Origin of the sequence: Aquiluna borgnonia (assembly GCF_013283855.1) — a bacterium.
GTDB lineage: Bacteria > Actinomycetota > Actinomycetes > Actinomycetales > Microbacteriaceae > Aquiluna > Aquiluna borgnonia.
In genome coordinates this window covers 235,647-257,537 of the sequence record NZ_CP054056.1, presented here as the reverse complement: position 1 = coordinate 257,537, position 21,891 = coordinate 235,647, and the positions used below count along the sequence as shown (strand labels likewise).

Below are 21,891 nucleotides of genomic sequence, written 5' to 3'. Positions count from 1 at the left end.
CGCAGCAGGTTAATCACAGAGAGTCAGAACCCGCCCGGTAACCGTGACCGCGGACTGTCATAACAATCTTTGGGTTCTCCGGATCTTCTTCAACCTTCGAGCGAAGTCTCTGGACGTGAACGTTCACCAGTCGAGTGTCTGCCTTGTACTGATATCCCCAAACCTGCTCCAGAAGCATCTCCCTGGAGAAAACCTGGTTGGGCTTGGAGGCGAGAGTGTGCAGCAGCTTGAATTCCAGCGGGGTCAGGGAGAGTGCCGTGTCAGCCCGCTTTACCTCGAAGGTCCTGGGATCCATGGTGAGCGATCCAACGGAGATGATTCCACCGTCCCCACCCAATGGGCGCAGCCTGGCTTTCACGCGAGCGACCAGTTCGGCACCATTGTGCGGCTTGACCACGTAATCATCCGCTCCGGCCTCAAGCCCAACCACAACATCTTCGGTGTCGCTCTTGGCGGTCAACATAATGATCGGGACGCCGCTCAAGGCGCGAATCTGCCGGCAAACTTCAATGCCGGATTGCCCAGGAAGCATGATGTCAAGCAAAACCAACTCGGGCTCAGAGGACTTGAAGACCTCTACGGCACTCAGGCCATCGGCGGCAAAGACCGGGTCGTATCCGGCGCCTGAGAGCACCAGCCCAACCATCTCCCGCAGTGCATCATCGTCATCTACAACAAGAATCTTGTGTGACACTGCGGATCCTCTCCCTAGTATCGGTAGTGATCGACCTTGTATGGGCCTTCTACCTGCACTCCAATGTAGCGTGCCTGACGCTCTGAGAGTTTAGTCAGCTTTACCCCGAGTGCGTCAAGGTGTAGCAGCGCCACCTTCTCGTCAAGCTCCTTGGGCATGATGTGAACTCCCAGCGGGTAGTGCTCCACGTTCGTGAACAGCTCGATCTGTGCGAGCACCTGGTTGGAGAAGGAGGTTGACATTACAAAGGATGGGTGACCAGTCGCGTTACCGAGGTTCATCAGGCGACCTTCAGACAGGATCAGCACGGCTCGGCCGTTTGGCAGGCGCCACTCGTGAACCTGAGGCTTGATCTCGATCTTCTCGATGCCTTCGATGCGAGCGATGCCAGCCATGTCGATCTCGTTGTCGAAGTGACCAACGTTGGCCAGAATCGCGAGGTTCTTCATCTGAAGCACGTGCTCGGGGCGAATGATGTTCTCGTTGCCGGTTGAGGTCACGAAGATGTCGATCTCAGAGATTACAGACTCCAGGGTGGTTACCTGGAAGCCATCCATCGCAGCCTGAAGTGCACAAATTGGGTCAATCTCGGAGACAATGACGCGAGCGCCCTGACCGCGAAGCGCCTCGGCGCAACCCTTACCAACATCACCGTAGCCGGCAACGAAGCAGACCTTTCCGCCCATTAGGACGTCGGTGGCTCGGTTCAGGCCATCTGGAAGCGAGTGGCGGATTCCGTACTTGTTGTCGAACTTCGACTTGGTAACCGCATCGTTTACGTTGATGGCTGGGAACAGCAGCTTCCCGGTTTTTGCAAAGTCGTAGAGGCGGTGCACTCCTGTGGTGGTTTCCTCGGAGACGCCCTTGATCTCAGGGGCAACGCGGGTGAAGTAGCTCGAGTCGCGCTTCAGGGACTCGCGCAGGGTCTCCAGCACAATGCGGTACTCCTCGGAGTCATCGGCCCCAGCCGGAGGAACAGAGCCTGCCGCCTCAAACTCGACGCCCTTGTGGACCAGCATGGTGGCATCGCCGCCGTCATCCAAAATCAGATTTGGGCCGTCGAACCCTTCGGAAGAAAAGTCAAAAATCTTCTCGGTGCACCACCAATACTCCTCCAGAGTCTCGCCCTTCCAAGCAAAGACTGGAGTGCCCTGTGGGTTCTCGGCAGTTCCCGAACCAACCACAACGGCCGCGGCTGCCTCGTCCTGGGTCGAGTAGATGTTGCAGCTTGCCCAGCGGACCGAAGCTCCCAGCGCGCGCAGCGTCTCAATCAGAACCGCGGTCTGAACGGTCATGTGGAGTGAGCCGGCGATGCGAGCGCCCTTGAGAGGCTGTCGAGGACCGAATTCCTCGCGAAGTGCCATCAGGCCGGGCATCTCAGCCTCGGCCAGGCGAATCTGGTGACGGCCAGATTCAGCCAGTGCCAAATCGGCAACTTTAAAGTCAATTTGAGTCAGAGTTTGAGACATCGATCGAGGCCTTTCGTTCGCGAAACCTATCAGTTTCGAATTATTTGGATTGCTTTATCCCGAATCTCAACCATCAAGGCCTCGTGGTTGGATTCTGCGTTAAGTCTAAGCAATGGTTCAGTGTTTGACGAGCGGACATTGAACCAGAACCAAGAATCTTCAGTAGTCGAACTAAAAGTCAGCCCGTCGTATTCCTCGATGCTGCACTCAGGGAACGCTCTGCGAAGGCGCTCCAGCGCAGCGGGAACATCCGAGACGGTTGAGTTGATCTCCCCGGAGGAAAAATAGGGCGTGAAAGCGGCGGAAAGCTCACTCATGGCTCCGTCGAATGCGCCTAGTTCACTGATCAGGTGAAGCGCCGCCAGCATGCCGTTGTCGGCACCCCAGAAGTCGCGGAAGTAATAGTGGGCAGAGTGCTCTCCGCCAAAAACCGCACCGGTTGCTGCCATCTGCTCTTTGATCAGGGAGTGTCCAACCTTGGTCCGAACCGGCTTCGCCCCAGCGGCCGCGATGCGCTCCTCAACGACTCTCGAGGTGAGCAGGTTGTGAAGCACCGTTATGTCGGTTTCCCCTAGCGCCCTCACCCGGTCGATCTCACGGACCGAAACAATGGCAGAGAGTGCGGATGGGCTGACCAGCCCACCTTTTTCATCTACCGCAAAGCAGCGATCGGCATCTCCGTCAAAAGCCAGCCCCAAGTCCGCACCGTGCTGAACAACCGCCTGCTGGAGGTCTCTGAGGTTTTCGACCTGAAGCGGATTGGCCTCATGGTTTGGAAAACTTCCGTCAAGTTCAAAATAGAGCGGAACGATCGCCAGGTTTAGCGCCTCAAGTCCCGCAGCATCCTGCAGCACCAAGGGAACGGTAAATCCGCCCATGCCATTGGCAGCATCGACCACAATTTTCAACCGTCTGGTCTGGCTTAGGTCAACCAGGGATCTCAGGTAGCTGACATACTCCACGGTCAGGTTAAGTGCCTTCGAGAAGCCACGGTTTTCAACCGCTTGAATGCCATCGGCGAAATACTCCTTGGCCGCATCTCTAATTTGGGCCAGTCCGGAATCAAGACCAATGCCCTTTGCTCCAGCTCGCGAAAACTTCATGCCGTTGTAGCTGGCAGGGTTGTGACTCGCAGTGAACATCACTGAGGCAACGTCTAGCTTGCCCGATGCAAAGTAGGTCATGTCCGTGGAGCACAGGCCCATCATCAGGGCGTTGGCACCGCGAAGGCCTGCTCCCTCGGCAAAGGCCTCGGCGAAACTCTCTGAGCTTTCCCGCATGTCGTGGCCAATTACAAATTCTTTGCCCTCGAGCTCAAGCACATCGCAAAAGGCGGCCCCAAAAGCTCGAATCACCTCGGGAGTTAGCTGGCTTCCGACGAGTCCACGGACGTCGTAGCTCTTGACGAAATCTTCAAATTTGATCACTGAATCCAGCCCCTGAGTTTGCTTTAGCCTGCCAAGAATACAATGACCACATGGGTTCCTTCTCAGCAGCACATCGCGACCGCCACGGTCGTGGCCTTCGAAGGCCCATCCCCAGCAAGCTGTTTCACCACGGCCTAGCTCGACAGGGCTTTTTCGAAAGCGTGGTTTCTGACACCTGCGAGTACCTGAGGGAAACCTATCCGCAGGATTTTGAAAAACTCAACTGGCAGATCCAGGACGTGCCCGCGATTATCGAGGGTGAACCGGTGAAGCGCTGGAGCGCCAAGAAAGCCTCCATGACCATCACGCTCTACCGAATTCCTATTGAAAGATTTGGCAAGCAGCGCCTTCCAGATCCACGCATGCACATTGAACACGCGGTGTTCTCTGCAGCAGCTCACCTAATTGATAAGGACCCCTGGGACCTGCTCCACCCGCACTAGCGAACTGCAATCTCCAAATTTGAACCCAGGTTAAGGTTTTCTGCTGGCGCCAACACAGTAAAGCCCCGGTCAGAAACCAGTTGCAGAGTCGCCGAAAATGCCCCCTCGCCCTGGATTAGAACCTCACCGGGCAATACAGAAACTCGAGCGTTGGACAGTGCAGGCACCGTCACGCTTTGATACTGCCCGGAATTCAAAACCGAAAGGTTTATCGGATCAAGATTTGTGTTTGCAAGAATCAAATCGGTCTCTAGCTCCGGCACTGCAAGAAGAATGGCATCAGTAAATTCACTCATCGGGTTGAGCCAGGCGAAGTCCAAGCGCTGGGCCAAAAGTTGAGACCATATCGAGGCGGCAATTTCGGCATCGGCGCTCAACTCGACGAAGTATTCGCCCGCAACAAGGTCTAATTCCAAATTGGTCAACTGACCAGCAGGCAGTTGCAGTTCAAGGACATCCGAGCTGTTGCCAACTCCGTGAAAAATAACCCGAGCGGTGGCATCTTCTGAGCCGGGATTGAGAACTGAAAGCTGAGGTTTCTCAAATTGGTTTTCAAACACCCTAAAGCCCGGTATGAAAAGGCTGGAGGCAACAGCGGTGGGGGCTACCAACTCGACTCCGGTGGCATTTAGGCCGCTGGACGTCCGGTTCTGCAAGTAAGCCGAAATGCCCGGTCCGTTGGTCAGGAAGCCCAGACCAAAATTGGGTTCCGCATCCGCTAGCGCCGCCAAAGAAATTTGTGAGTCCTCGCCCGGTGCCAAAGTGACAATCTGCGACCTAGTCTCGGATGGAAGGAATATCGACAGGGTTATTTGCACTTCGGAGCTGCCAGGATTTGCCAGGTGAAGAATTGACTCTCGACCGAGCGAGGCCATGCCGTTGGCAAAGTAACCGCTGGTCTGAGGCTGACTGCAATAGGCGGAACTAAGGCCAGTCATCCTCGGCCTAGTTACGGATTGGGTCTGCAAAACACTCAGGGCCAAAGTCGTTTGGTCCGTGGAGCTTAGATTTAGAGGAAGGCCCAGTTCAATCTCTACTGGCACCGCCTCGGGGAACTGGGCGCCTGCGCCCCAAACTTTTGCTTTGCCAATTAGCGCAAGATTCCCTAGCTCAGTGCCATCTTTACCCCCGAGCTCCGCAAGCGGCCCAGGGCAGTAAACAGCAAGAGGCAGTGGTGTAGTGCTGGCACTCAAAATCACTTCGCCCTGCAATTGCCTCTCCAGCGCAGGATTTTGATAGTTGAGATAACCCAGGGCAACCGCGGATGCAGCTGAAATCACCAATGCTGTAATCCTTAGGGAGAGGCTCATTTCTTCGCCTTTCTGACCCTACGAGATCCCCTGATCGCAGCCGGAGTTGGAACGGCTAGGAGCGCAAAGACAGCGAGAGTTGCCAATTGCAGATTCTTATGTTCGTAAGTTTCGATGCTAGGGGTATCGCCCTGGAAAGAATTTTCAACCTTCCACAGCGACCCGAAATTTGATTCTCCTGCTGGCTGCAAGGAGCTAATTGAATCGATTGCGACCTTTAGCTCTGGTTGCTCACCCTGCAGTAAAACAAAATCGATTCGAAGGCCGCTCAAGGCGTTCTCAAAGCCACTTTGGTTGCCGGCTACCAAATTGGCCGTTGCGTCGGCAATTCGTTGCCGAAACTGGGTGGAGCCCTGGTGATTTCTTGCCAAGAGCGAACTGCGCTCAAAAGTCTCGCCCGCTCCCCACACGTAAGCCGCACTCAACCCGTCTGAGGAGTCAATCACCAGGGTACGAATGTTCGGGTCTTGATTACTTGCAGCTGTTACCAAAGCTGGCAGCAAACGCTCTGCCGAAAATTCAACGCTGGCAGGATTCGAAATCGAGAATAGAACCGCGCTGGATCCGACCCCCACGGCCAAAATGCTGCCTGCGATGGCGCCAGCTGCTCTGCTACCAATCGCTGAAAGCGCCATTCCAGCCAAGACCAGAAGTGGCAGAAGCGAAAGAATCATTGATAGCTCAGTCACTTGAGCCATTGGAATCAGCCCAATTGCCAGTGCCGCCAAAATCGCTACCCAGAGGGGCAAAGCCTTTCGGATGGGGGCCTTTATCCAAGACAAAGCTGCTGGGATCAGCAGCAGTCCCAGCACAATCGCGTCGGTCAAAACATCGCTGGCCCCACCTGAGCTAAAGACTGATGACTCAGCTAACAGGCTTAGGTCTCCAACCTCAACTGCGTGCAATGCCCATGGCCAACCAAGGGCAAGCCCAGGTAGAGCCATCCAAATCAAAATACCCAAGCGCCTGGGGTGCGCAAGGCCGAAGAGCAGTGAGGTTAGGACCGCAAAACCAAAACTCACAGGAGACAGGGTGTAGAGCACAGCAGCCGAAAGTCCCGCCAACCCAAGCCAGCGCCAAGCTCGAGCGGCAGAAAACGATGTGGCCACCTGAGCCTGAAAATAAAGCACCCAAGGCACTATCGCCGAAGCGAGAAGCTCAAGGTAAAGGAACTGCTGCTGAAGTGCTAAGAGCTGCGGGCTTAGCGAGTAACCAAGGGCAATCAGTGAGATTACCCAGGGCTTAGCGATGAACAGTTTTCCGAATTGCCAAGCGCCAAGAAAAGCAATCGGCAAGGCTAGGAAAACAGCCCAGGCGAAACCCAATGACGGATTCGCGGGAGACAGCGCAGCCATGAAAAGTGCGAACCATGCCGCTGGGTCAGAAGGGAACTCCAGCCCGTCCAGAGCGGGTAATTTGGAAAGCGAGACTGCGTCATAGACCGAGGCTAGGTCCTGACCCATTGCAGGGTACCCACCGGACACGAGTGTGCCGGAGGGAAAGAATCTGTAGGAGAGCAGCAGCGGGACCAATGCCCACCAGATTGCACCGCTTCTGAATAGCCCTGGCAAAGATTCATTGGCTTCCGGGGATTCAAACTCCAGGCTCGCTCGCCTTCTAGAGCGAATCTGCTTGGGGGTGGCCATCAGGCTCCGCAGTGATTTGGTATCGCCGTCTTTTTTGAAGCGAGATCTGGCCTGAAGACGAGCAGGCAAAGTGCCCCAAGTCCAGAGCCACCCCAACAGCTGCCCAAGAATGCGACCGGGTTGCTTTCTCAAGATGTGCACGGGAGCCGAGGCCACAACCAGAGCCGGCATAAACAGGATCAGGGGAGCCAATAGCCAAGTGGGAAGCAGCAGTAAAGCGGTGTGGATGTGAGCCTTGGAGAGCGCCTGCTGGACAGAGCCACCAAGCCACCTCCTGGGGCGTTTTCCCCTAAGACTTAGTCCCGCGTGTTTGACTCTCGCTGTTGCCTCAACGATAACCCGATACCCAGCAGCCCTTGCTCGTAGACCGAGCTCCAGGTCTTGAGCCAGCACCGGACTGTCATCATCCAGCCCTCCGAGTTGTTGCCACACCCCGAGCGAAACCAACATCCCAGCGGTTGAAACAGACAGGGTGTCACCAGCGCGATCATGCTGACCCTGGTCGTATTCCTTTTGGACCAGCAGAAATGGCTTTCCGGTCTTTGTGGCGGTTAGCCCCATCTGTTGGATTTGAATCGGATTATCAAGTTCGAGAAGCTTTGGTCCAATCAGCGCAACGGAGGGCGAGACCTCAGCGGCTCTGGCCAAATTGGTGAGGGCGTCGGGTTCGGCAATTGCGTCGTCATGAATGATCCAAATCCAACCCGGCGTGCTTCTCAAACTAGCGATGCCGGAGTTGATTGCCTCTCCCAAACGTAAATCACCGGGAGAAATGGCAGAAAATCCAAATGAACTAGCCAGCTCGAGGCATTCGGCATCGGCTGCGGTTTCGACAACGACCACCTGCTCGAGTGGGTGGGTTTGAACAGCAAGAGCCTCAAGCGATTGAGCTAGATACTCGGCTTTGCCGTGGGAAACGACGATGGCCGCTACTGAGAGCGAGGCCACGGTGGACTAAGCGCGCCTGCGCAGACGGCGACGCTCGCGCTCGCTCAGGCCACCCCAAATCCCAAAGCGCTCATCGTTCTTGAGCGCGTACTCCAGGCACTCACTCTTCACGGTGCACTGAGCGCAAATTCGCTTGGCGTCTCGGGTGGAGCCACCCTTTTCAGGGAAAAATGCCTCGGGGTCGGTCTGGGAGCAAAGTGCATCCTCTTGCCAAGCTAGGGGGTCCGACTCACCTTCTGAATAAGCTCCAGCTACCCCCAGCTTGAGCACATCTACGAACCAGTTGGCAGGCACCTGACTGCGTTGTTCCATGCCTTGGACCCCTTATCTTGTGAAACTCATTGCTGTAATTACAGCGTTGTAATTATGCCCGTGTCAAGTCCGAGTTTTTACCGCTGAGTCAAATTGTTAATAAACCTTCAAGGTAGCCTTAACACATGAAACTTTTGGTTACGGGCGGCGCAGGCTACATCGGCTCTCACGTCATCAGGGCAGCGCAAGCAGCCGGCCACAGCACAGTAGCCATCGATAACCTGTCAACCGGGGTCTCCAATCGGATCAACTGCCCGCTGATTGAACTTGATCTGGCCTCTCCAGGGGCGCAGGGCGAGCTGATAAGCCTGATGAAGAGTGAAAATTTTGATGCCGTAATCCACCTTGCAGCCCGCAAGCAGGTGGGGGAATCGGTGCAGCAGCCAGAGGGCTACTTCCTGGATAATCTCGGCGGCCTTGGAAATTTGTTACTCGCCATGCGGGCAACTAACTTGAAGTCTTTGGTTTTCTCATCCTCTGCCGCAACCTACGGTATGCCGGATGTGGAGAGTGTTTCCGAAGACGAGTCTCCAAAACCGATTAACCCCTACGGTCAGACCAAACTCATCGGAGAGTGGATGGTCAAAAATGCCCAGGTCTGGGGACTCAAGGGTGTCAACCTGCGCTACTTCAACGTTGCCGGCACCGCAACCAAAGAGCTAAATGACACTGCAGCACTGAACTTGATTCCAATTGCCATAAGGGCTTTGAAGAACTCTGAGGCACCCAAAGTGTTTGGTGCTGATTACGAAACTCCAGACGGCAGCTGCATACGAGACTATGTCCACGTAGCGGATCTAGCCGAGGCACACATTCGCGCCGTCGCCTACCTAGACCAAGAGCAGCGTCCCTTTGACACCTTCAATGTCGGGACCGGAAATGGAGCCTCCGTGTTTGAGGTTCTGCAAGCTCTCCGGAAGGCCAGCGGGGAAAACTTTGCATGGGATGTTCAGGGCCGTCGCGCGGGAGACCCGCCAAGGCTGGTGGCTAACGTCACGCGCATCGAGCAGACTCTGGGATTCACAACCAAATTTGGACTCGAGGAAATTGTTCAGTCTGCTTGGGACGCTAGCTAGGGATCTTCAGGACCTGGCCAACTCGAATGTAGTTGGCGTTGTTTATGCCATTGAGCTCCGCCAATGCAGTTGAACTGACACCAAACTTTCGCGCGATACCCCACAACGTGTCACCGGATTGAACCGTGTAGGTTTTCACGCTCGCCGTCGGGGCAGGGGTTGGCGAGGGGGTTGGAGTCGGTGTGGGTGTGGGAGTTGGCGTCGGTGAAACAGTTGCACTCGCCGAAGTAGCCGAAGGAATCTTCAATACCTGGCCAACCTTGAGAAGACGAGGATCCGAGATCTTATTGAAGCTCTGCAGCAGGGTTGCTGATATCCCAAACTTCTTCGCGATGGCATTCAGGGTGTCACCGGACTTGACCGTGTAGGTGGTCGGCAGTGAAGGCGAGGCAGTCGGGGTCGGTGCTGGCGTTACCGTTGGCTTTGGTGTTGGGGTTGGGGTTGGGGTTGGCACCACAATCTCAGGAACCTGACCGATGAAGGTAAAGTCGTCAAAACCCCCGGTTGGTGGGTTATCAAAATCAGCCAGCTGGACAGTGGCTGGAGCCTTGCCGGCGAGTGGAATTTTAGAGACAAAGTAGTTGCTGGCCTGGATGTAGCCTGGGCCTTCACCCTTTAGCGTTGCGAAGTGAGCCCAGGAGGTGACCCGGGAACGCTTTCCATCAGCAACCAAATAGATAACGCCTTTGGCATCACGAACAAATTGACCGACCGGCTTTGAGGCGACCTTCATGGCTGCGCAGGTAGAGGTGGCTAGAGCAAAAGACTTGCCAGGATATTCCAGCGCTGCTTCAGCGGTGATGGGATACAGGATTCCCTTGTCAATTAGGTAGTCTCCCCCGCCACACTGAACCTTGGCAGAGGTAAATCCGGTTCGAGTTTCCAGTTTCGCCAGCTCGGCTTTGTCAAAACTGAAGATCTTTGAATCCGAAACATTTGCCGCCTGATCGGCTGAGGCAAGTTTTACCTTTCGGTTTAGGTCATCAACCAGGTAAATGGTTGAGAGGCCATTGGCCTTGACTAGCGCTCCAGGGGCATATCCGTTGCCAACACTGGGCACCTGGTTGATGGCGGACTGCGGCAGCGTGATGGTCTTGGGCTGATCGATCAGACTCAAGAAACGCTCTGCCATGGCCGCAGACGTAATGATCCTGCGCTCACCACCTTGAACGAAGTAGGAGAGCTTGTTTCCCTTGCTGGTGACCACGGCGGGGCTAGCGAGCTGACCCTCGACGTTTGGGATCGCGTCTAGAACAGCTTGAGGGAGACTGGCAACCTCATCGGACCAGCTTGCCGGATCACTCAGCGGTAATTTGCCCTCCGGGGTCAGTGCATACCCCGCACCGTTGGAGGCCTGGACCAGGCCTCGAATAGTCACGGGGTCCAGGGTTCCCGCGATGGCGGACTCCGCAATGGTTACCGGTGACTTCTTGAACCATTTGCTTAGCCCAATTGCAGAATTAAGTGACGCGCTGAAACGGTAGGTTTTCCCTCCGGACGCCAGTGCAACATCTGCTGAGTTAGAGATTCCAAACAGAGTTAGCTCTGACGCCAAAGCTGTTCCTGCATTCAAATTGGTGATTTGGTCGACCGCCAGTTTGCTGACCGGCAAAGACTCGGCGCCAACCGATAGCAGTGCCAAATCATCAACCACAGCGCGCTTGGTGGCTCCTTCAATCCAGTACCTCACCCCATCGGTGTTCTGCACCAGGCGTGAGAGTGTTCCGCCATCGACAAACACCCCAAGTTGAGAATCGGTCAGAACGGTCGCGAGATCGCAGCTCTGGCCAAACTGCTGCGCCACGGTGCAATCCGGGACCAGGTATTTGACTCCGTCAACCAGCAGGTACAGCGAACCGTTAGAGCTGTGCTTCACAAGCTGAGAAAGATCACCGCTGGTGGTAAAGCTGTCAAGGTAGGCCTGACTGATTTCTCCAAGCGGGCCAAGGGGTCGGACCGAGGCAAGGATGGCCGGGTTGGTGACCCGGTACTTCTTGCTGTCGACGATCAGGAAGGTTTCGGTTCCAGCGGCCTTGAGCAGGTAACCGCCACCGATCGGCGATCCAAACCAGTCGTGGTAGAAGCGCCAGAAGTTTCTATTTCCGTAGGCCGAGCAGCTGTCTCCGGTGCCGTAGAGGTTATTCAGCGCTGCGCTGTTCGGGGTGTAGGGGGTGTAATAGTAGAGGTTTGCAGTCGCCTGACTCTTGAGTTCAAAACTCTTGGTGCCACAGGAAGACTTGGGGTTGTAGCGCATCGCAACGGTGCGACCTGGCTTCCAGTAGGTGAAAGAACCGGCTGGGTTGCCATACCAGCGGAACTGCTTTGCAGCACGGTAAACCTGATTGAAAAGACCCGTGTAAACCTTGCCGCAAATTCCGGGATCGCTGTCCGGGCAACCAAAACCCATGGCCGCTCGATACATGTACTCGGTGGGCTTGGTTGAACTAACCAACCCCTGCTCTTTTTGGAGCGTGACAATTAAGACCTTGGGGTTTATGCCGCAGGCGTTGGCAATCTCATAAATAATTTCGGCGGCGGTGGCTGAGGACTTTGCGGCGATAGCCTTGCATGGGCCAACCTCATTTCCCACTGTGGCTGGGGTTTCCGGGATGGCGGTTTTGTAGTTCTTTAGGCAATCAATCGCCGGGTCCGTTGCTCGACACTCAGCCACTTTTGAATCGAGCACCGCTTGAATTTGCGGCAGGGTCATTGAGCCAAAATCAAAAAACACGCTGTCGGAGATGATCAATCCGGGGTCAAACGCACTCCCCGGAGGGGCAGCCTCGGCAGGTTGAACGCTGAGTGGTTGCGCGACCAATCCCACTGCCGACAATGCGGTAGCTAACATCAGGCTGAGTAGGCGTCGCATTAGCCAATCACCACTGAAACCGGAGAAGAGGTTCCAAAGTGACCCTCTGACTCATAGCTAACGGTGACCACCCCGTTTCCCTTGGGAAGTTCGCTCAATGGAAATTCAATCGGGAAGCACTGGGTGTAATCGGAAGATGGCTCGGCCTTAACCTCGAGTGATTTTTCAACGTCGCCGCCGATGAACTTGAAAATGCACTTACCGCCGGACTCGCTGAGCTTTGGCAACTGGGCGATAACCGTCAGCACGCCGTAGTCGGGCTCGGGCACCGCCATGATGATTTCGACTTTGGTTTCTACGCGGGAAACCGTTGGGGTTTCGGTTGGAGTCGGTTCTTCGCTCTGGGTCGGTTCCGGTTCTGAAGTTTGTTCTTCAGTGGGTTCAGCGGTGGCGCTCTCTGAAATCGAGATGGTCTCGGTGGGTTCCGGTAGTGCGGTGGCACCCCAGTTTGGGTAAAAGACGCTGCAGCCGCCAAGGGTAAGGGTGGCTAGGGATAGCGCAAAAACCGATACAAATCTGGGCACAATTCACCTCCGACCACCCCCAACCCTAAGTTGGGAATCTCAAAATCAGCTGAGTGACAGGCTGGTTTTGAGGATTAGCAGGGGTTAGAGGCTGCTTTTGAGTTTCTGGTTCTTGGCCTCAACGGAGCTTTCCAGCTCCACCCGATAGCTATCCATGCGGGCCTGAATCTCCGGATTGGAACTGCCCAGGATTCTCAGCGCTAGCAAGGCTGCGTTCTTGGCTCCGTCAATCGAAACTGTTGCCACCGGAACGCCAGCAGGCATCTGGACGATCGAAAGCAGGGAATCCATACCATCGAGTTTTGATAGTGAAACCGGCACACCAATCACCGGAAGCGAGGTCACCGAAGCGACCATGCCGGGTAGATGAGCAGCACCGCCAGCTCCCGCAATGATTACCTTCACGCCCCGAGAGGCAGCGGCCTTGGACCAGGCAATCATTTTTTCGGGCGTGCGGTGGGCGCTGAGCACCTCAACCTCGTGGTCCACCTCAAAGGCCTTTAGGACATCTGATGCATCAGACAGCACGCGCCAGTCTGAATCTGAACCCATCACGATTGCAACCTGAGCCATTTGGACCTCCCTGAAGCTAAATCTACTGGTTGTAGAGGATTGCCCTGCAGTTCCGACCCGCGACTAAAAGCTCGTCCAGGTTAGAACCGGTCAGGTTTAGGTGACCCATCTTGCGACCACCTCGAGGAGCCTTTTGATAGAGGTGGAACTTCACCTGGGGAAAAGAAGCCATGGCGCTTGGGTAATGCGCGAGAAAGTCGTTTTTCTCGTCCACACCCAGCAGGTTAATCATCACGGCGAAATCGAAATTGAGCGAAGTATCGCCGAGGGGAAGATCCAATACCGCCCTCAAATGCTGCTCGAACTGCGAAGTTTTGCAGCCGTCCATCGAGAAGTGCCCCGAGTTGTGCGGGCGCATCGCAAGCTCGTTGACCAGCAGCTTGCCCTCGGGAGTTTCAAAGAGCTCGACTGCCATCACGCCAACCACCTCAAGGCTTTCGGCAATCGCCCTGGCGATTTCCTTCGCAGCTGCAAAGTCTGCTTGGGGTGCCGGGGCAATGACCTCGGAGCACACTGAATTTTCCTGAATGGTTTGAGCTAACGGAAAGGTTTTGAATTCACCACTTGGCCTCCTAGCCGATAGCTGAGCTAGTTCTCGTGAAAAATCAACCTTCTGCTCCAGTAGCAACTCACCGCCGAAGCTATCAATTTTCCCGAGCCAATCCGCCACTTGGGCGGCATCGGAAACTACCCGAACACCTTTGCCGTCATAGCCACCGATGGGAGTCTTTACGATGATTTTTGGTCCGTGCTGAGCGATAAATGCCTCAACGTCTTCAGCACTTTTAGCAGCCGCCCAAGCCGGTTGCGGTAACCCGAGTTCGGCAAGTTTTCTGCGCATCACCAGCTTGTTCTGGGCGTGAATCAGGGCTTTGGGTCCTGGTCTGACGGCTATGCCGTCTTGCTCGAGCTCACTCAACAGGTGGGTTGGAACGTGCTCGTGGTCAAAGGTGATGGCATCGCAGTCAACCGCAAAGGCTCGCAGCTGTTCATAGTCGTTGTAGTCACCGATGCTGGTGGCGCTCAGCGCCGCCGAAGAGTTTTCTGATTCGGCAAAGACTCTAAGTTCAAGGCCCAGATTTATTGCAGCCGGTTGCATCATGCGGGCCAGTTGCCCGCCCCCAATTACACCAACTATCGGCACCGCAACCCGCTTTCTCTCTGCACTAGTTTCTCAGATGCCAAACATCGGCGGCAGACAGGGCAATTTCCTCCGGGGTTGAGAGCACAAGTTGACCGCGATCATCGATGTCTTTAGCAAGACCAATTACCTGCTCCCCCGAGGGGAGCTCGGCTCGAACCTGGAGACCCAAAGTTGCGGAGTGCTGCTTAATCTCCTCCCTGGTTTTTGCAACCGTGGCAAGTGGATTGGCCTCAAACAGGCCCCAGCGCGGCAAAAATGCGCTCAGAAAATGACTGAGAACCGAGTCAAAATCCTTCGGTCCACCCAGCTCCCCCAAAGACGTAGCGGTGTCAGGGGCACCTACCTGGGTTGCCAAATTTATACCCACGCCCAAAATCAAGGAGCCATCGGACTGCAACTGGGCCAGAATCCCTGAGATTTTTCTTCCATCAACCAGCACATCGTTTGGCCACTTTACCTTTGCCGACCGTTGCGTTTGGGCTGCAACAATCTGCCGCACCGCGGCGGCGGCCATTAGGGTGGCCCAGGCTAGGTGCTCACGGTGTTCGGAGCGCAGCAAGAGTGAAACTGACAGTGAGGTTTCTGGCTCTGAGACCCAGGTGCGACCGAGCCTGCCCTGACCCGCGCTCTGCAGTGCCGAGGTTAGGACGCTGAGACTCGGCAGCGCCGAGATCGAATTTCTCCGCCCGAGTTCGAGATTGGTGGAATCCACCGAGTCCAGAAAAACCAAATCGGGGAGGATTGCTAACGACTGCCTAAGCTCCATGCCAAAACCGTATCGCACGGCCAGAGTTTGTAGCTTTCAACGATGAATTCTGGTTTTACTTGTAGTTTCTATTCAAGAAATCCAGACTCTTGGGCAATAAAGTTAGGAAGCACCTAAGGAGCCCGCATTGTCCGAACCGCTTGACCTGTCCACAACCGCCGGCAAATTGGCAGACCTCCGCAATCGCTATCACGAGGCTGTTACCCAATCGAGTGCAACCGCAAAAGAGAAGCAGCACGCCAAGGGCAAGAACACCGCACGTGAGCGAATCGAGATGCTGCTGGATCCAGGTTCGTTTGTAGAGGTTGACGAGTACGTTCGTCACCGTTCCAGCTCTTTTGGCATGGACGCCAAGCGCCCCTATGGCGACTCGGTTGTGACGGGTATTGGAACCATCCACGGTAGACAGGTCGCCGTTTACTCCCAAGACTTCACCATTTTCGGTGGCTCACTCGGTGAGACCGCTGGCAACAAAATAATCAAGATTATGGAACTTGCCATCAAGACCGGTGTCCCACTGATTGGAATGCTGGATTCGGGTGGAGCCAGAATCCAGGAGGGTGTCATCGCCCTTGGAAAATACGGTGAGATTTTTAGGCTGAACACCATGGCTTCGGGAGTAATCCCGCAAATCTCCATAATCATGGGTCCAGCCGCCGGAGGCGCGGTCTACTCCCCAGCACTCACCGATTTCGTGATCATGGTGGATAAGACGTCAAACATGTTTGTCACTGGGCCTGATGTCATCAAAACCGTAACCGGAGAAGATGTCGGCATGGAAGACCTCGGTGGGGCCAGAACCCACAACGAAACCTCCGGAGTTGCACATTACCTCGCAGATGATGAGGCTGATGCCATTGACTACGTCAAGTCGCTGGTCGGCTACCTGCCAGAAAACAACCTCTCAGAGAGCGTTACCTACCAGTCTGAGTCCGAACTGGAAATCACCGAGGCGGATCTCAAGCTCAACACCGTGATTCCCGACTCCCCAAACCAGCCCTACGACATGCACGGCATTATCGAGGCCCTGGTTGACGAGGGTGAATTCCTCGAGGTTCAGCCGCTTTTTGCTCCAAACATCATCATTGGTTTCGCTCGAATTGACGGTTCGAGTGTTGGAATCGTGGCTAACCAGCCGCAGCAGATGGCGGGAACCCTGAACATTGACGCGGGTGAAAAAGCCGCTCGCTTTGTCAGGTTCTGCGATGCATTCTCCATCCCAATCTTGACTCTGGTTGACGTGCCCGGATACCTTCCGGGAACTGACCAGGAGTGGGCCGGTGTAATTCGTCGCGGCGCCAAATTGCTTTACGCCTACGCCGAGGCAACGGTGCCGCTCGTAACCGTGATCACCCGCAAGGCCTACGGCGGCGCGTACATCGTTATGGGTTCAAAACAGCTCGGAGCTGACATCAACCTAGCCTGGCCAACCGCTGAGATTGCCGTGATGGGTGGTCAGGGAGCAGTAAATATTCTGTTCCGCGACAAGATTCGCGAGGCCGAGGCTCAGGGCCTAGACATAGCAAAAGTCAGGGATCAGCTTGCCAAGGAGTACACCTACAACGTGGCCAGCCCCTTCCTTGCAGCAGAGCGCGGTGAGCTAGACGGAATCATCGAGCCGGCAGCAACCAGAACCGCTGTGATCAGATCACTGCGTGCTCTGAAAACCAAGCGTGCCAATCTGCCTCCCAAGAAACACGGAAACATCCCACTCTGATGAAGCAGTACTCCTACGACGAAATTTTGGAACTTCTCGCGGTCAGCCCAGCTGATGAACTGGAGCAAGCGGCCGCGCTTGCTGTGGTGGCAGCTTCAATTCGAGAGTCCAGAAAACTTGGCCGCATCGCCCTGGGTAAGCCAAGGTCCTCCTGGCACAAGAACCAGGACATGCTCAGAGCTGGGCTTTCAGGAAACTGGTCAAGCCCGCTTCGCTGAGGACAAGCTGTCCCCCAAAAAGCTATATAACGTTGGTGTTAAGGGGCTTCAGTTCCGCAGACAACGTTGCTTTACTTGGACTAGGTTCCAAAACTACACAAGGGGTAGGGAACTTACTGGGGATGACTGGGCGGAATAACTTCCGCCCATCGTCATTTCTGGCCTACAGCCGAACGAACAGGTCGGGGCTCTCGGATTCTTTTCTCAAAGCCGCAACTGTAATGCGCCACTTTTCTCCCTCTACGGCCCGAATGACGACCTTGCCCCCCTTGACGGTTTTCAGGTGTAGGGCTACCTGGTTGAGCAAATCTATTCGCTTTCCCTCGGATAGACCGTTGAGGCCACCGTCATCGAGGAGCTGGACCTCAATTCCTCTTGCCCTGGCCGCTCGAATCTCTTGGGAGAGCGTTGGGCTAACCAGCATCCGGCCGCGAATTTGGTCCCTGAGGTTTCCCTCAATCAGGACTGATTCGGTTCGCTGGGAAAGTGTTAGTTTTCCGCGCCTAGCGACGATTAGCTGCAGCTGAGGCAGGGCTGCCTGCAGGGCCATCGCGACTCTGCCCTGGCGCTCCCGCCGAGCGGCCGTCATGGCGGCGGTTGCGGCCCGGTTCTCAAGTTCTTGAACCCTGAATTCGTTGCCTGCGCGCTCACTGGAGGACAAAACCTCTGCCGCTGCGCTGGCGGCCGCCACCAGCATCACGGCACCAATTACTCCAGAGTTGAAAAGAATGTCCAGTCCACCCCAAACCAGCACCTCGATAACTGCGATGCTCACAGAAATCCAGGCCAGTATTCGGTGCTGTCGCACCGCGGTTATCGCCATCAGAGTTGCAATTCCAGCCACGTGCCAGGTTGCATAACCTGAGAAGTACTGAGCCTCGATCGCGCTGGCCATAAGCAGCGGCACAATCAGAGCAACGGAGAAATTCAGGTAGGCGAGGCCACTTTTCAGCCGAAGTCCGGGGCGATCCAGCAAAGTCCACGACAGGGCCGCCAGGTAGATGGCAATCGCCAGCACGGCGTATAGGGGACGGTCATAGTTGAAGTAGTTCAGCCAGCCCAAGACAGCGTGATAAAGCCCAAAAGCCAGGGCAAAGGCCGTTAGTGCGAATCTAGGCAGCCTTATCATCGGGACCACCTGATCAGAATTCTGGTTCCCGCTCCGGGTTGAGAGATTATGGACGCTTGGGCTCGAACAAGTTGAAGTCTCGCGGTAATAGAAGTGCGGATTCCAATTCGATCTCGGGCAATTCGATCAACTCTGAACCCAATACCGTCATCGGCAATCTCAATTTCCAAATCGTGCTCAGGGGTCGAGGAGAGCCGAAGCGTGACCCTGTTCGCTTTTGAATGGCGAGCAGCGTTATCAAGGGCCTGAATTGTGGCCTCAGTAATGGCTTGGGCGACATCGCTCGGGAGTTCAATCAGACCACCGGTTTCCGTAATAACTTCGATATTGGGAATCAGCCGAACCGCGGCCTTACGAAGCGCACGATACAAACCCAGCAGGGTTACCTGCGATCTCTCCGGTGGCTCTTGGGCCGCTTGCTCGAGGGATGCGATGGCTTCCGAGGCCATGTGGGTCACGCCCAAAAACTCAGCCTTGGTTTGCGCATTGGCCGAGAGAACCAGGGTGTTTAGAACTCGGTCGTGCACCAACGCGTCAATTCTTTGGCGTTCGCGCTCCACGGCATCAATCTGAGCTTGTTCGATCGCCGAGGCGAGCGCTAGCGAGTTGGCCTGATCGGCTCGCTTGGCAGCTTGGCGCGACATCAGGATCAGGCCCGAAACACTGCCGCCTAAAAGGAAAACGTAAACCGAGTCTTGAATCGACACCAGCGGATCCGAGGTGCCTCCAAAATAGCTGGTGTCTAGCAGGAACCACGCCACCGGCACTAGAACCAAGAATCCAACGCCAAGCCAGCGCGGGGCCGTTACTCCCACGGAGATCACGGCCATGCCCACACCCCACCAGATCCAAGGTTGGTACTCCGCGGGAAGAGCATCGCCGTCAACCACAACCCAGGGCCACATCAGCATGGCGATCAACACACTGGCACCGTGCAGATAAGGCCACCAGACCAACTCGTCCTTGGTCCAGGCCCAGATGTTCATCGCGACTATTGGGACTAAAACTAGGCCGACCAAAAACCAGGACCAGCTGTTGAGATATTGCGACTGAAAAATCGCGTTGGCTATTAGTTCAGAGCTGGTGGCGAGTAGCACACCAGCATAAATTTTAGAGAATGAGCGCTCCAGGCGCCCGGAAGCGGCCCCCGAGAGATCGAGGTCGCTCACCTACAGCAGCTCTCCGGAGAGAATTCCATCTTCGATTGCGCGCTTGAACAAATCAACTTTGGTTGCCGCTTCACGACCCAACTTGGCGTACTTTACGCGAACCCTGTCAATGTGCTCTTTGGCGCTGGACTGCTTAATCTGAAGCTGGTATGCCACCTGTTTAAGGCTCATTCCGGAGGCGTAGAGCGACAGCACCTCTCGCTCCCGGGTGGAGAGATTGGCGTCTTTGAAGAACTTATCGGCGTCAATCAAAGCGCTTGTTTCAGAGTTGTTGATGATGATGCCTTGGGATGCCAGGCGGATTGCCTCTGCTAGATCAGCCATCGGTTGAGACTTTGGCACAATCGCAGTCGCCCCAGCTTTGACTGCCGAACGCATTAGAGAGGGTTTGTCAGCAATTGAGAAGATCAACACGGCGGTGTTTGCTGCAATCAGGCGCTCAACATTTTCTTGGACCAGAGAACCATCGGCCAAGGAGAGATCGGTGACCACAACCTCGCAGTCTTTGCCCTCGATCTGAATCAGTAGCTCTTCTACCGTTGGCGCCGAGCCAACCAGATCAAAGTCAAACTGCTCACAGGTTCCCGCGAAACCAAGGCGAACTGCCTCGTGGTCGTCAACTATTGCTACTCGGACTTTATCCATGGTTTTAGGTTAGCCAAGACTCAGCGCCGCCACAGCCTCAAAGTGGTGGGTGTGAGGGAAGATATCGAAGGATTCCAGTCCCCTTAGTTGGTAACCGGCCTCCACCAGGTTCTTCAAATCTCTGGCAAGGGCAACCGGATCGCATGCCACATAGATCAGATTGCGAGCGCCGAGCTTGACGACCTGCTCAATCACCTTGTTGGCCGCTCCCGAGCGCGGTGGATCAAGAACAACGGTGTCAAAGTGGCCGGGTTTGGTATCGAGATGCCTCAGGTACTGCAGCACATCTGACTTCACAAACTTCAAGTTGGTGAGGTCTCTTGCCGACTTGCTGCCGTCGCTCACCGCCTGCTTGCTGTTTTCAACCGCCGTGAACTGAGCTCCCGGGTAGCTGTTGCTGAGTGTTGCGCTGAACAGTCCGGCACCGGCGTAAAGGTCCAGGTTCGGACGAGTTGGGTCAAACCCAAGCTCACCGCAGGCCTTTGCAACTGCGGCTGTCAGTAATCCGGCGGCATCCTTATGTACCTGCCAGAAAGCTCCAGAGCTGAGCCTGAAAGTTCTGCCACCGACCCGCTCAACCAAGCGCTCGGATCCGTTTACCTTGTCGTCGACCATCCACTGCAGGTCACCGGTCGAACTGGAGGCGATAGAAATTCGCTTGACCCCGTTGAAGTTCTTGAGCTGCAAACCGAGCTCTTCAATTTCCTGAACCGCGAGCGGCAGGGTTTTGGTAAAGACTGCCTGGTTAGTTCTGGGCTTGAACGGACCTGCCGTTCCAGACTGATCCACATTTAGCTGCACGCGGGTTCTGTAGTGCAGCCCATCGCCGTCTAAATCAGAGGGGCAGCTCTGCACCTCAACCTCAGCTTCGATGCCAGCCATGCGCTGCAGCGCCTCACTCAGCACCTGAGACTTGAGAGTGCGCTGGTGAGAAAGTTTGATGTGACCAAACTCTGCTCCGCCGGCTCCGGCAATTGCAGCTGGCCAGAAGTGTTTTTGGCGGTGCTCAGATTCTTCTAGAACTTCGACCACGTCGGCCCTGAGGAACTTTCCGGAATCTTCCGAAACCTCGACATCAACTAATTCACCGTCGATTGCGCCGGAGACAAATATGACTCGACCCTCGTGACGGGCAACAAATACGCCACCGTGGGCAACTTTTTCAACTCTTACGCGCAGTTTCACCTGCAAAGTGTTTCACAGCTAACCTATGAATTGTGACCAAACTGCTTCTTGCCTCCACCTCACCAGCCCGAAATGTGTTGCTAACCAACGCAGGCTTGGCCTTCGATGTTGCCTCTCCAGGAGTAGACGAAGAGGAACTGGTCGCAAAACTAAACCCTCAGACTCCACAGGAGCTAACCCTGCTTTTGGCAAGGGCTAAGGCTGAGGCGGTTGCCTCAGATTCGTTGGTGTTGGGTTGTGACTCGGCGCTGTTTTTTGGCGGCGAAATCCTGGGTAAGCCGCATGAACCCGAGGTTGCGGCAGCGCGTTGGAGACAGATGCGCGGGCAGTGGGGAGAGCTTTACTCGGGTCACTGGCTCCACGATAGCCAGACTGGCCAGGGCGTTGGCAGAGTTACCGCCACGAAGGTATTTTTTGCCAACCTGACTGACCAGCAAATTGATCGCTACGTCGCCACCGGTGAGCCACTAAAGGTCGCAGGGGCTTTCACGATTGATGGTTTGGGTGGGGCCTTCATCGAGCGCATCGAAGGTGATTACCACACCGTGGTTGGCCTCTCATTGGTGGCGCTTCGAGAACTAGTGACTGAACTGGGCCACGATTACCTTTCGTTGTGGAGATAACCGA

20 protein-coding genes are annotated in these 21,891 nt (G+C 55.4%); 5 read left to right on the top strand and 15 right to left on the bottom strand.

Going from position 1 to position 21,891, the window contains the following annotated elements; genetic code table 11:
- Positions 1-13: 13 nt before the first annotated feature.
- The 3 genes from mtrA to HRU87_RS01360 are packed head-to-tail and all read right to left on the bottom strand — an operon-like array spanning position 14 to position 3,590.
- Positions 14-694: an MtrAB system response regulator MtrA gene (mtrA, locus tag HRU87_RS01370; RefSeq protein WP_173493182.1), complete on the bottom strand. Its 681-nt coding sequence runs from the start codon at positions 692-694 to the stop codon at positions 14-16.
- A gap of 14 nt (positions 695-708) precedes the next feature.
- Complete coding sequence (gene ahcY / locus HRU87_RS01365; RefSeq protein ID WP_173493181.1) at positions 709-2,163, bottom strand: adenosylhomocysteinase; 1,455 nt, start codon at positions 2,161-2,163, stop codon at positions 709-711.
- A gap of 29 nt (positions 2,164-2,192) precedes the next feature.
- The gene (locus HRU87_RS01360; RefSeq protein WP_246247305.1) at positions 2,193-3,590 is read right to left on the bottom strand and encodes a phosphomannomutase/phosphoglucomutase; all 1,398 of its coding nucleotides are present in this window, start codon (positions 3,588-3,590) and stop codon (positions 2,193-2,195) included.
- 50 nt (positions 3,591-3,640) lie between these two features.
- Here HRU87_RS01360 and HRU87_RS01355 point away from each other — a divergent pair, with 50 nt between their 5' ends.
- Complete coding sequence (locus HRU87_RS01355) at positions 3,641-4,033, top strand: hypothetical protein (RefSeq protein WP_173493180.1); 393 nt, start codon at positions 3,641-3,643, stop codon at positions 4,031-4,033.
- Here HRU87_RS01355 and HRU87_RS01350 read toward each other — a convergent pair.
- The 3 genes from HRU87_RS01350 to HRU87_RS01340 are packed head-to-tail and all read right to left on the bottom strand — an operon-like array spanning position 4,030 to position 8,249.
- Complete coding sequence (locus HRU87_RS01350) at positions 4,030-5,343, bottom strand: DUF5719 family protein (RefSeq protein WP_173493179.1); 1,314 nt, start codon at positions 5,341-5,343, stop codon at positions 4,030-4,032. The genes HRU87_RS01355 and HRU87_RS01350 overlap by 4 nt on opposite strands.
- Positions 5,340-7,937 (bottom strand): glycosyltransferase family 2 protein, encoded by a 2,598-nt coding sequence (locus HRU87_RS01345; protein ID WP_173493178.1) that lies wholly within the window; start codon positions 7,935-7,937, stop codon positions 5,340-5,342. Before HRU87_RS01345 ends, HRU87_RS01350 begins: the two co-directional genes overlap by 4 nt.
- A 6-nt stretch (positions 7,938-7,943) precedes the next feature.
- Entirely contained in the window at positions 7,944-8,249 is a 306-nt protein-coding gene (locus tag HRU87_RS01340; RefSeq protein ID WP_173493177.1) for a WhiB family transcriptional regulator, read from the bottom strand.
- A 125-nt stretch (positions 8,250-8,374) separates the two neighbouring features.
- Here HRU87_RS01340 and galE point away from each other — a divergent pair, with 125 nt between their 5' ends.
- Positions 8,375-9,325 carry a UDP-glucose 4-epimerase GalE gene (galE, locus tag HRU87_RS01335; RefSeq protein WP_173493176.1) on the top strand — a complete coding sequence of 317 codons (951 nt, stop codon included), beginning with the start codon at positions 8,375-8,377 and terminating at the stop codon, positions 9,323-9,325.
- On the opposite strand, the gene HRU87_RS07180 is transcribed toward galE, so the two are convergent.
- The 5 genes from HRU87_RS07180 to HRU87_RS01310 all read right to left on the bottom strand — a co-directional run bounded on the left by HRU87_RS07180 (position 9,318) and on the right by HRU87_RS01310 (position 15,219).
- Complete coding sequence (locus tag HRU87_RS07180; RefSeq protein WP_173493175.1) at positions 9,318-12,194, bottom strand: LysM peptidoglycan-binding domain-containing protein; 2,877 nt, start codon at positions 12,192-12,194, stop codon at positions 9,318-9,320. The two genes, galE and HRU87_RS07180, sit on opposite strands and share 8 nt — an antisense overlap.
- Positions 12,194-12,718 carry a hypothetical protein gene (locus HRU87_RS01325; protein ID WP_173493174.1) on the bottom strand — a complete coding sequence of 175 codons (525 nt, stop codon included), beginning with the start codon at positions 12,716-12,718 and terminating at the stop codon, positions 12,194-12,196. The genes HRU87_RS07180 and HRU87_RS01325 overlap by 1 nt, the downstream gene beginning before the upstream one ends.
- 84 nt (positions 12,719-12,802) lie before the next feature.
- Positions 12,803-13,291: a 5-(carboxyamino)imidazole ribonucleotide mutase gene (purE, locus tag HRU87_RS01320; RefSeq protein ID WP_246247302.1), complete on the bottom strand. Its 489-nt coding sequence runs from the start codon at positions 13,289-13,291 to the stop codon at positions 12,803-12,805.
- A gap of 22 nt (positions 13,292-13,313) precedes the next feature.
- A complete protein-coding gene (locus HRU87_RS01315; protein ID WP_173493173.1) occupies positions 13,314-14,435 on the bottom strand; it encodes a 5-(carboxyamino)imidazole ribonucleotide synthase in 1,122 nt (373 codons plus the stop codon).
- A 22-nt stretch (positions 14,436-14,457) separates the two neighbouring features.
- Positions 14,458-15,219: a biotin--[acetyl-CoA-carboxylase] ligase gene (locus HRU87_RS01310; protein WP_173493172.1), complete on the bottom strand. Its 762-nt coding sequence runs from the start codon at positions 15,217-15,219 to the stop codon at positions 14,458-14,460.
- A 109-nt stretch (positions 15,220-15,328) separates the two neighbouring features.
- Here HRU87_RS01310 and HRU87_RS01305 point away from each other — a divergent pair, with 109 nt between their 5' ends.
- Together HRU87_RS01305 and HRU87_RS01300 are read left to right on the top strand one after the other, a co-directional pair.
- A complete protein-coding gene (locus HRU87_RS01305; protein ID WP_173493171.1) occupies positions 15,329-16,918 on the top strand; it encodes an acyl-CoA carboxylase subunit beta in 1,590 nt (529 codons plus the stop codon).
- Positions 16,918-17,136 (top strand): hypothetical protein, encoded by a 219-nt coding sequence (locus tag HRU87_RS01300; protein ID WP_173493170.1) that lies wholly within the window; start codon positions 16,918-16,920, stop codon positions 17,134-17,136. Before HRU87_RS01305 ends, HRU87_RS01300 begins: the two co-directional genes overlap by 1 nt.
- A gap of 163 nt (positions 17,137-17,299) precedes the next feature.
- On the opposite strand, the gene HRU87_RS01295 is transcribed toward HRU87_RS01300, so the two are convergent.
- The 4 genes from HRU87_RS01295 to HRU87_RS01280 are packed head-to-tail and all read right to left on the bottom strand — an operon-like array spanning position 17,300 to position 21,264.
- Positions 17,300-18,265 carry a hypothetical protein gene (locus tag HRU87_RS01295; RefSeq protein WP_173493169.1) on the bottom strand — a complete coding sequence of 322 codons (966 nt, stop codon included), beginning with the start codon at positions 18,263-18,265 and terminating at the stop codon, positions 17,300-17,302.
- Positions 18,262-19,434 carry a sensor histidine kinase gene (locus tag HRU87_RS01290; RefSeq protein WP_173493168.1) on the bottom strand — a complete coding sequence of 391 codons (1,173 nt, stop codon included), beginning with the start codon at positions 19,432-19,434 and terminating at the stop codon, positions 18,262-18,264. Before HRU87_RS01290 ends, HRU87_RS01295 begins: the two co-directional genes overlap by 4 nt.
- Positions 19,435-20,079: a response regulator transcription factor gene (locus tag HRU87_RS01285; RefSeq protein WP_173493167.1), complete on the bottom strand. Its 645-nt coding sequence runs from the start codon at positions 20,077-20,079 to the stop codon at positions 19,435-19,437.
- A gap of 9 nt (positions 20,080-20,088) precedes the next feature.
- Positions 20,089-21,264 (bottom strand): class I SAM-dependent RNA methyltransferase, encoded by a 1,176-nt coding sequence (locus HRU87_RS01280; RefSeq protein ID WP_173493166.1) that lies wholly within the window; start codon positions 21,262-21,264, stop codon positions 20,089-20,091.
- Positions 21,265-21,296: 32 nt separating this feature from the next.
- Here HRU87_RS01280 and HRU87_RS01275 point away from each other — a divergent pair, with 32 nt between their 5' ends.
- The gene (locus tag HRU87_RS01275; protein ID WP_173493165.1) at positions 21,297-21,887 is read left to right on the top strand and encodes a Maf family protein; all 591 of its coding nucleotides are present in this window, start codon (positions 21,297-21,299) and stop codon (positions 21,885-21,887) included.
- The last annotated feature ends 4 nt before the right edge of the window (positions 21,888-21,891 follow it).

Coding starts and splice junctions, on each gene's coding strand:
- ahcY (WP_173493181.1), bottom strand. CDS start 2,163: ATGTCTCAAACTCTGACTCAAATTGACTTTAAAGTTGCCGATTTGGCA.
- galE (WP_173493176.1), top strand. CDS start 8,375: ATGAAACTTTTGGTTACGGGCGGCGCAGGCTACATCGGCTCTCACGTC.
- HRU87_RS01300 (WP_173493170.1), top strand. CDS start 16,918: ATGAAGCAGTACTCCTACGACGAAATTTTGGAACTTCTCGCGGTCAGC.
- HRU87_RS01350 (WP_173493179.1), bottom strand. CDS start 5,343: ATGAGCCTCTCCCTAAGGATTACAGCATTGGTGATTTCAGCTGCATCC.
- purE (WP_246247302.1), bottom strand. CDS start 13,291: ATGGCTCAGGTTGCAATCGTGATGGGTTCAGATTCAGACTGGCGCGTG.
- HRU87_RS01340 (WP_173493177.1), bottom strand. CDS start 8,249: ATGGAACAACGCAGTCAGGTGCCTGCCAACTGGTTCGTAGATGTGCTC.
- HRU87_RS01355 (WP_173493180.1), top strand. CDS start 3,641: ATGGGTTCCTTCTCAGCAGCACATCGCGACCGCCACGGTCGTGGCCTT.
- HRU87_RS01285 (WP_173493167.1), bottom strand. CDS start 20,079: ATGGATAAAGTCCGAGTAGCAATAGTTGACGACCACGAGGCAGTTCGC.
- HRU87_RS07180 (WP_173493175.1), bottom strand. CDS start 12,194: ATGCGACGCCTACTCAGCCTGATGTTAGCTACCGCATTGTCGGCAGTG.
- HRU87_RS01295 (WP_173493169.1), bottom strand. CDS start 18,265: ATGATAAGGCTGCCTAGATTCGCACTAACGGCCTTTGCCCTGGCTTTT.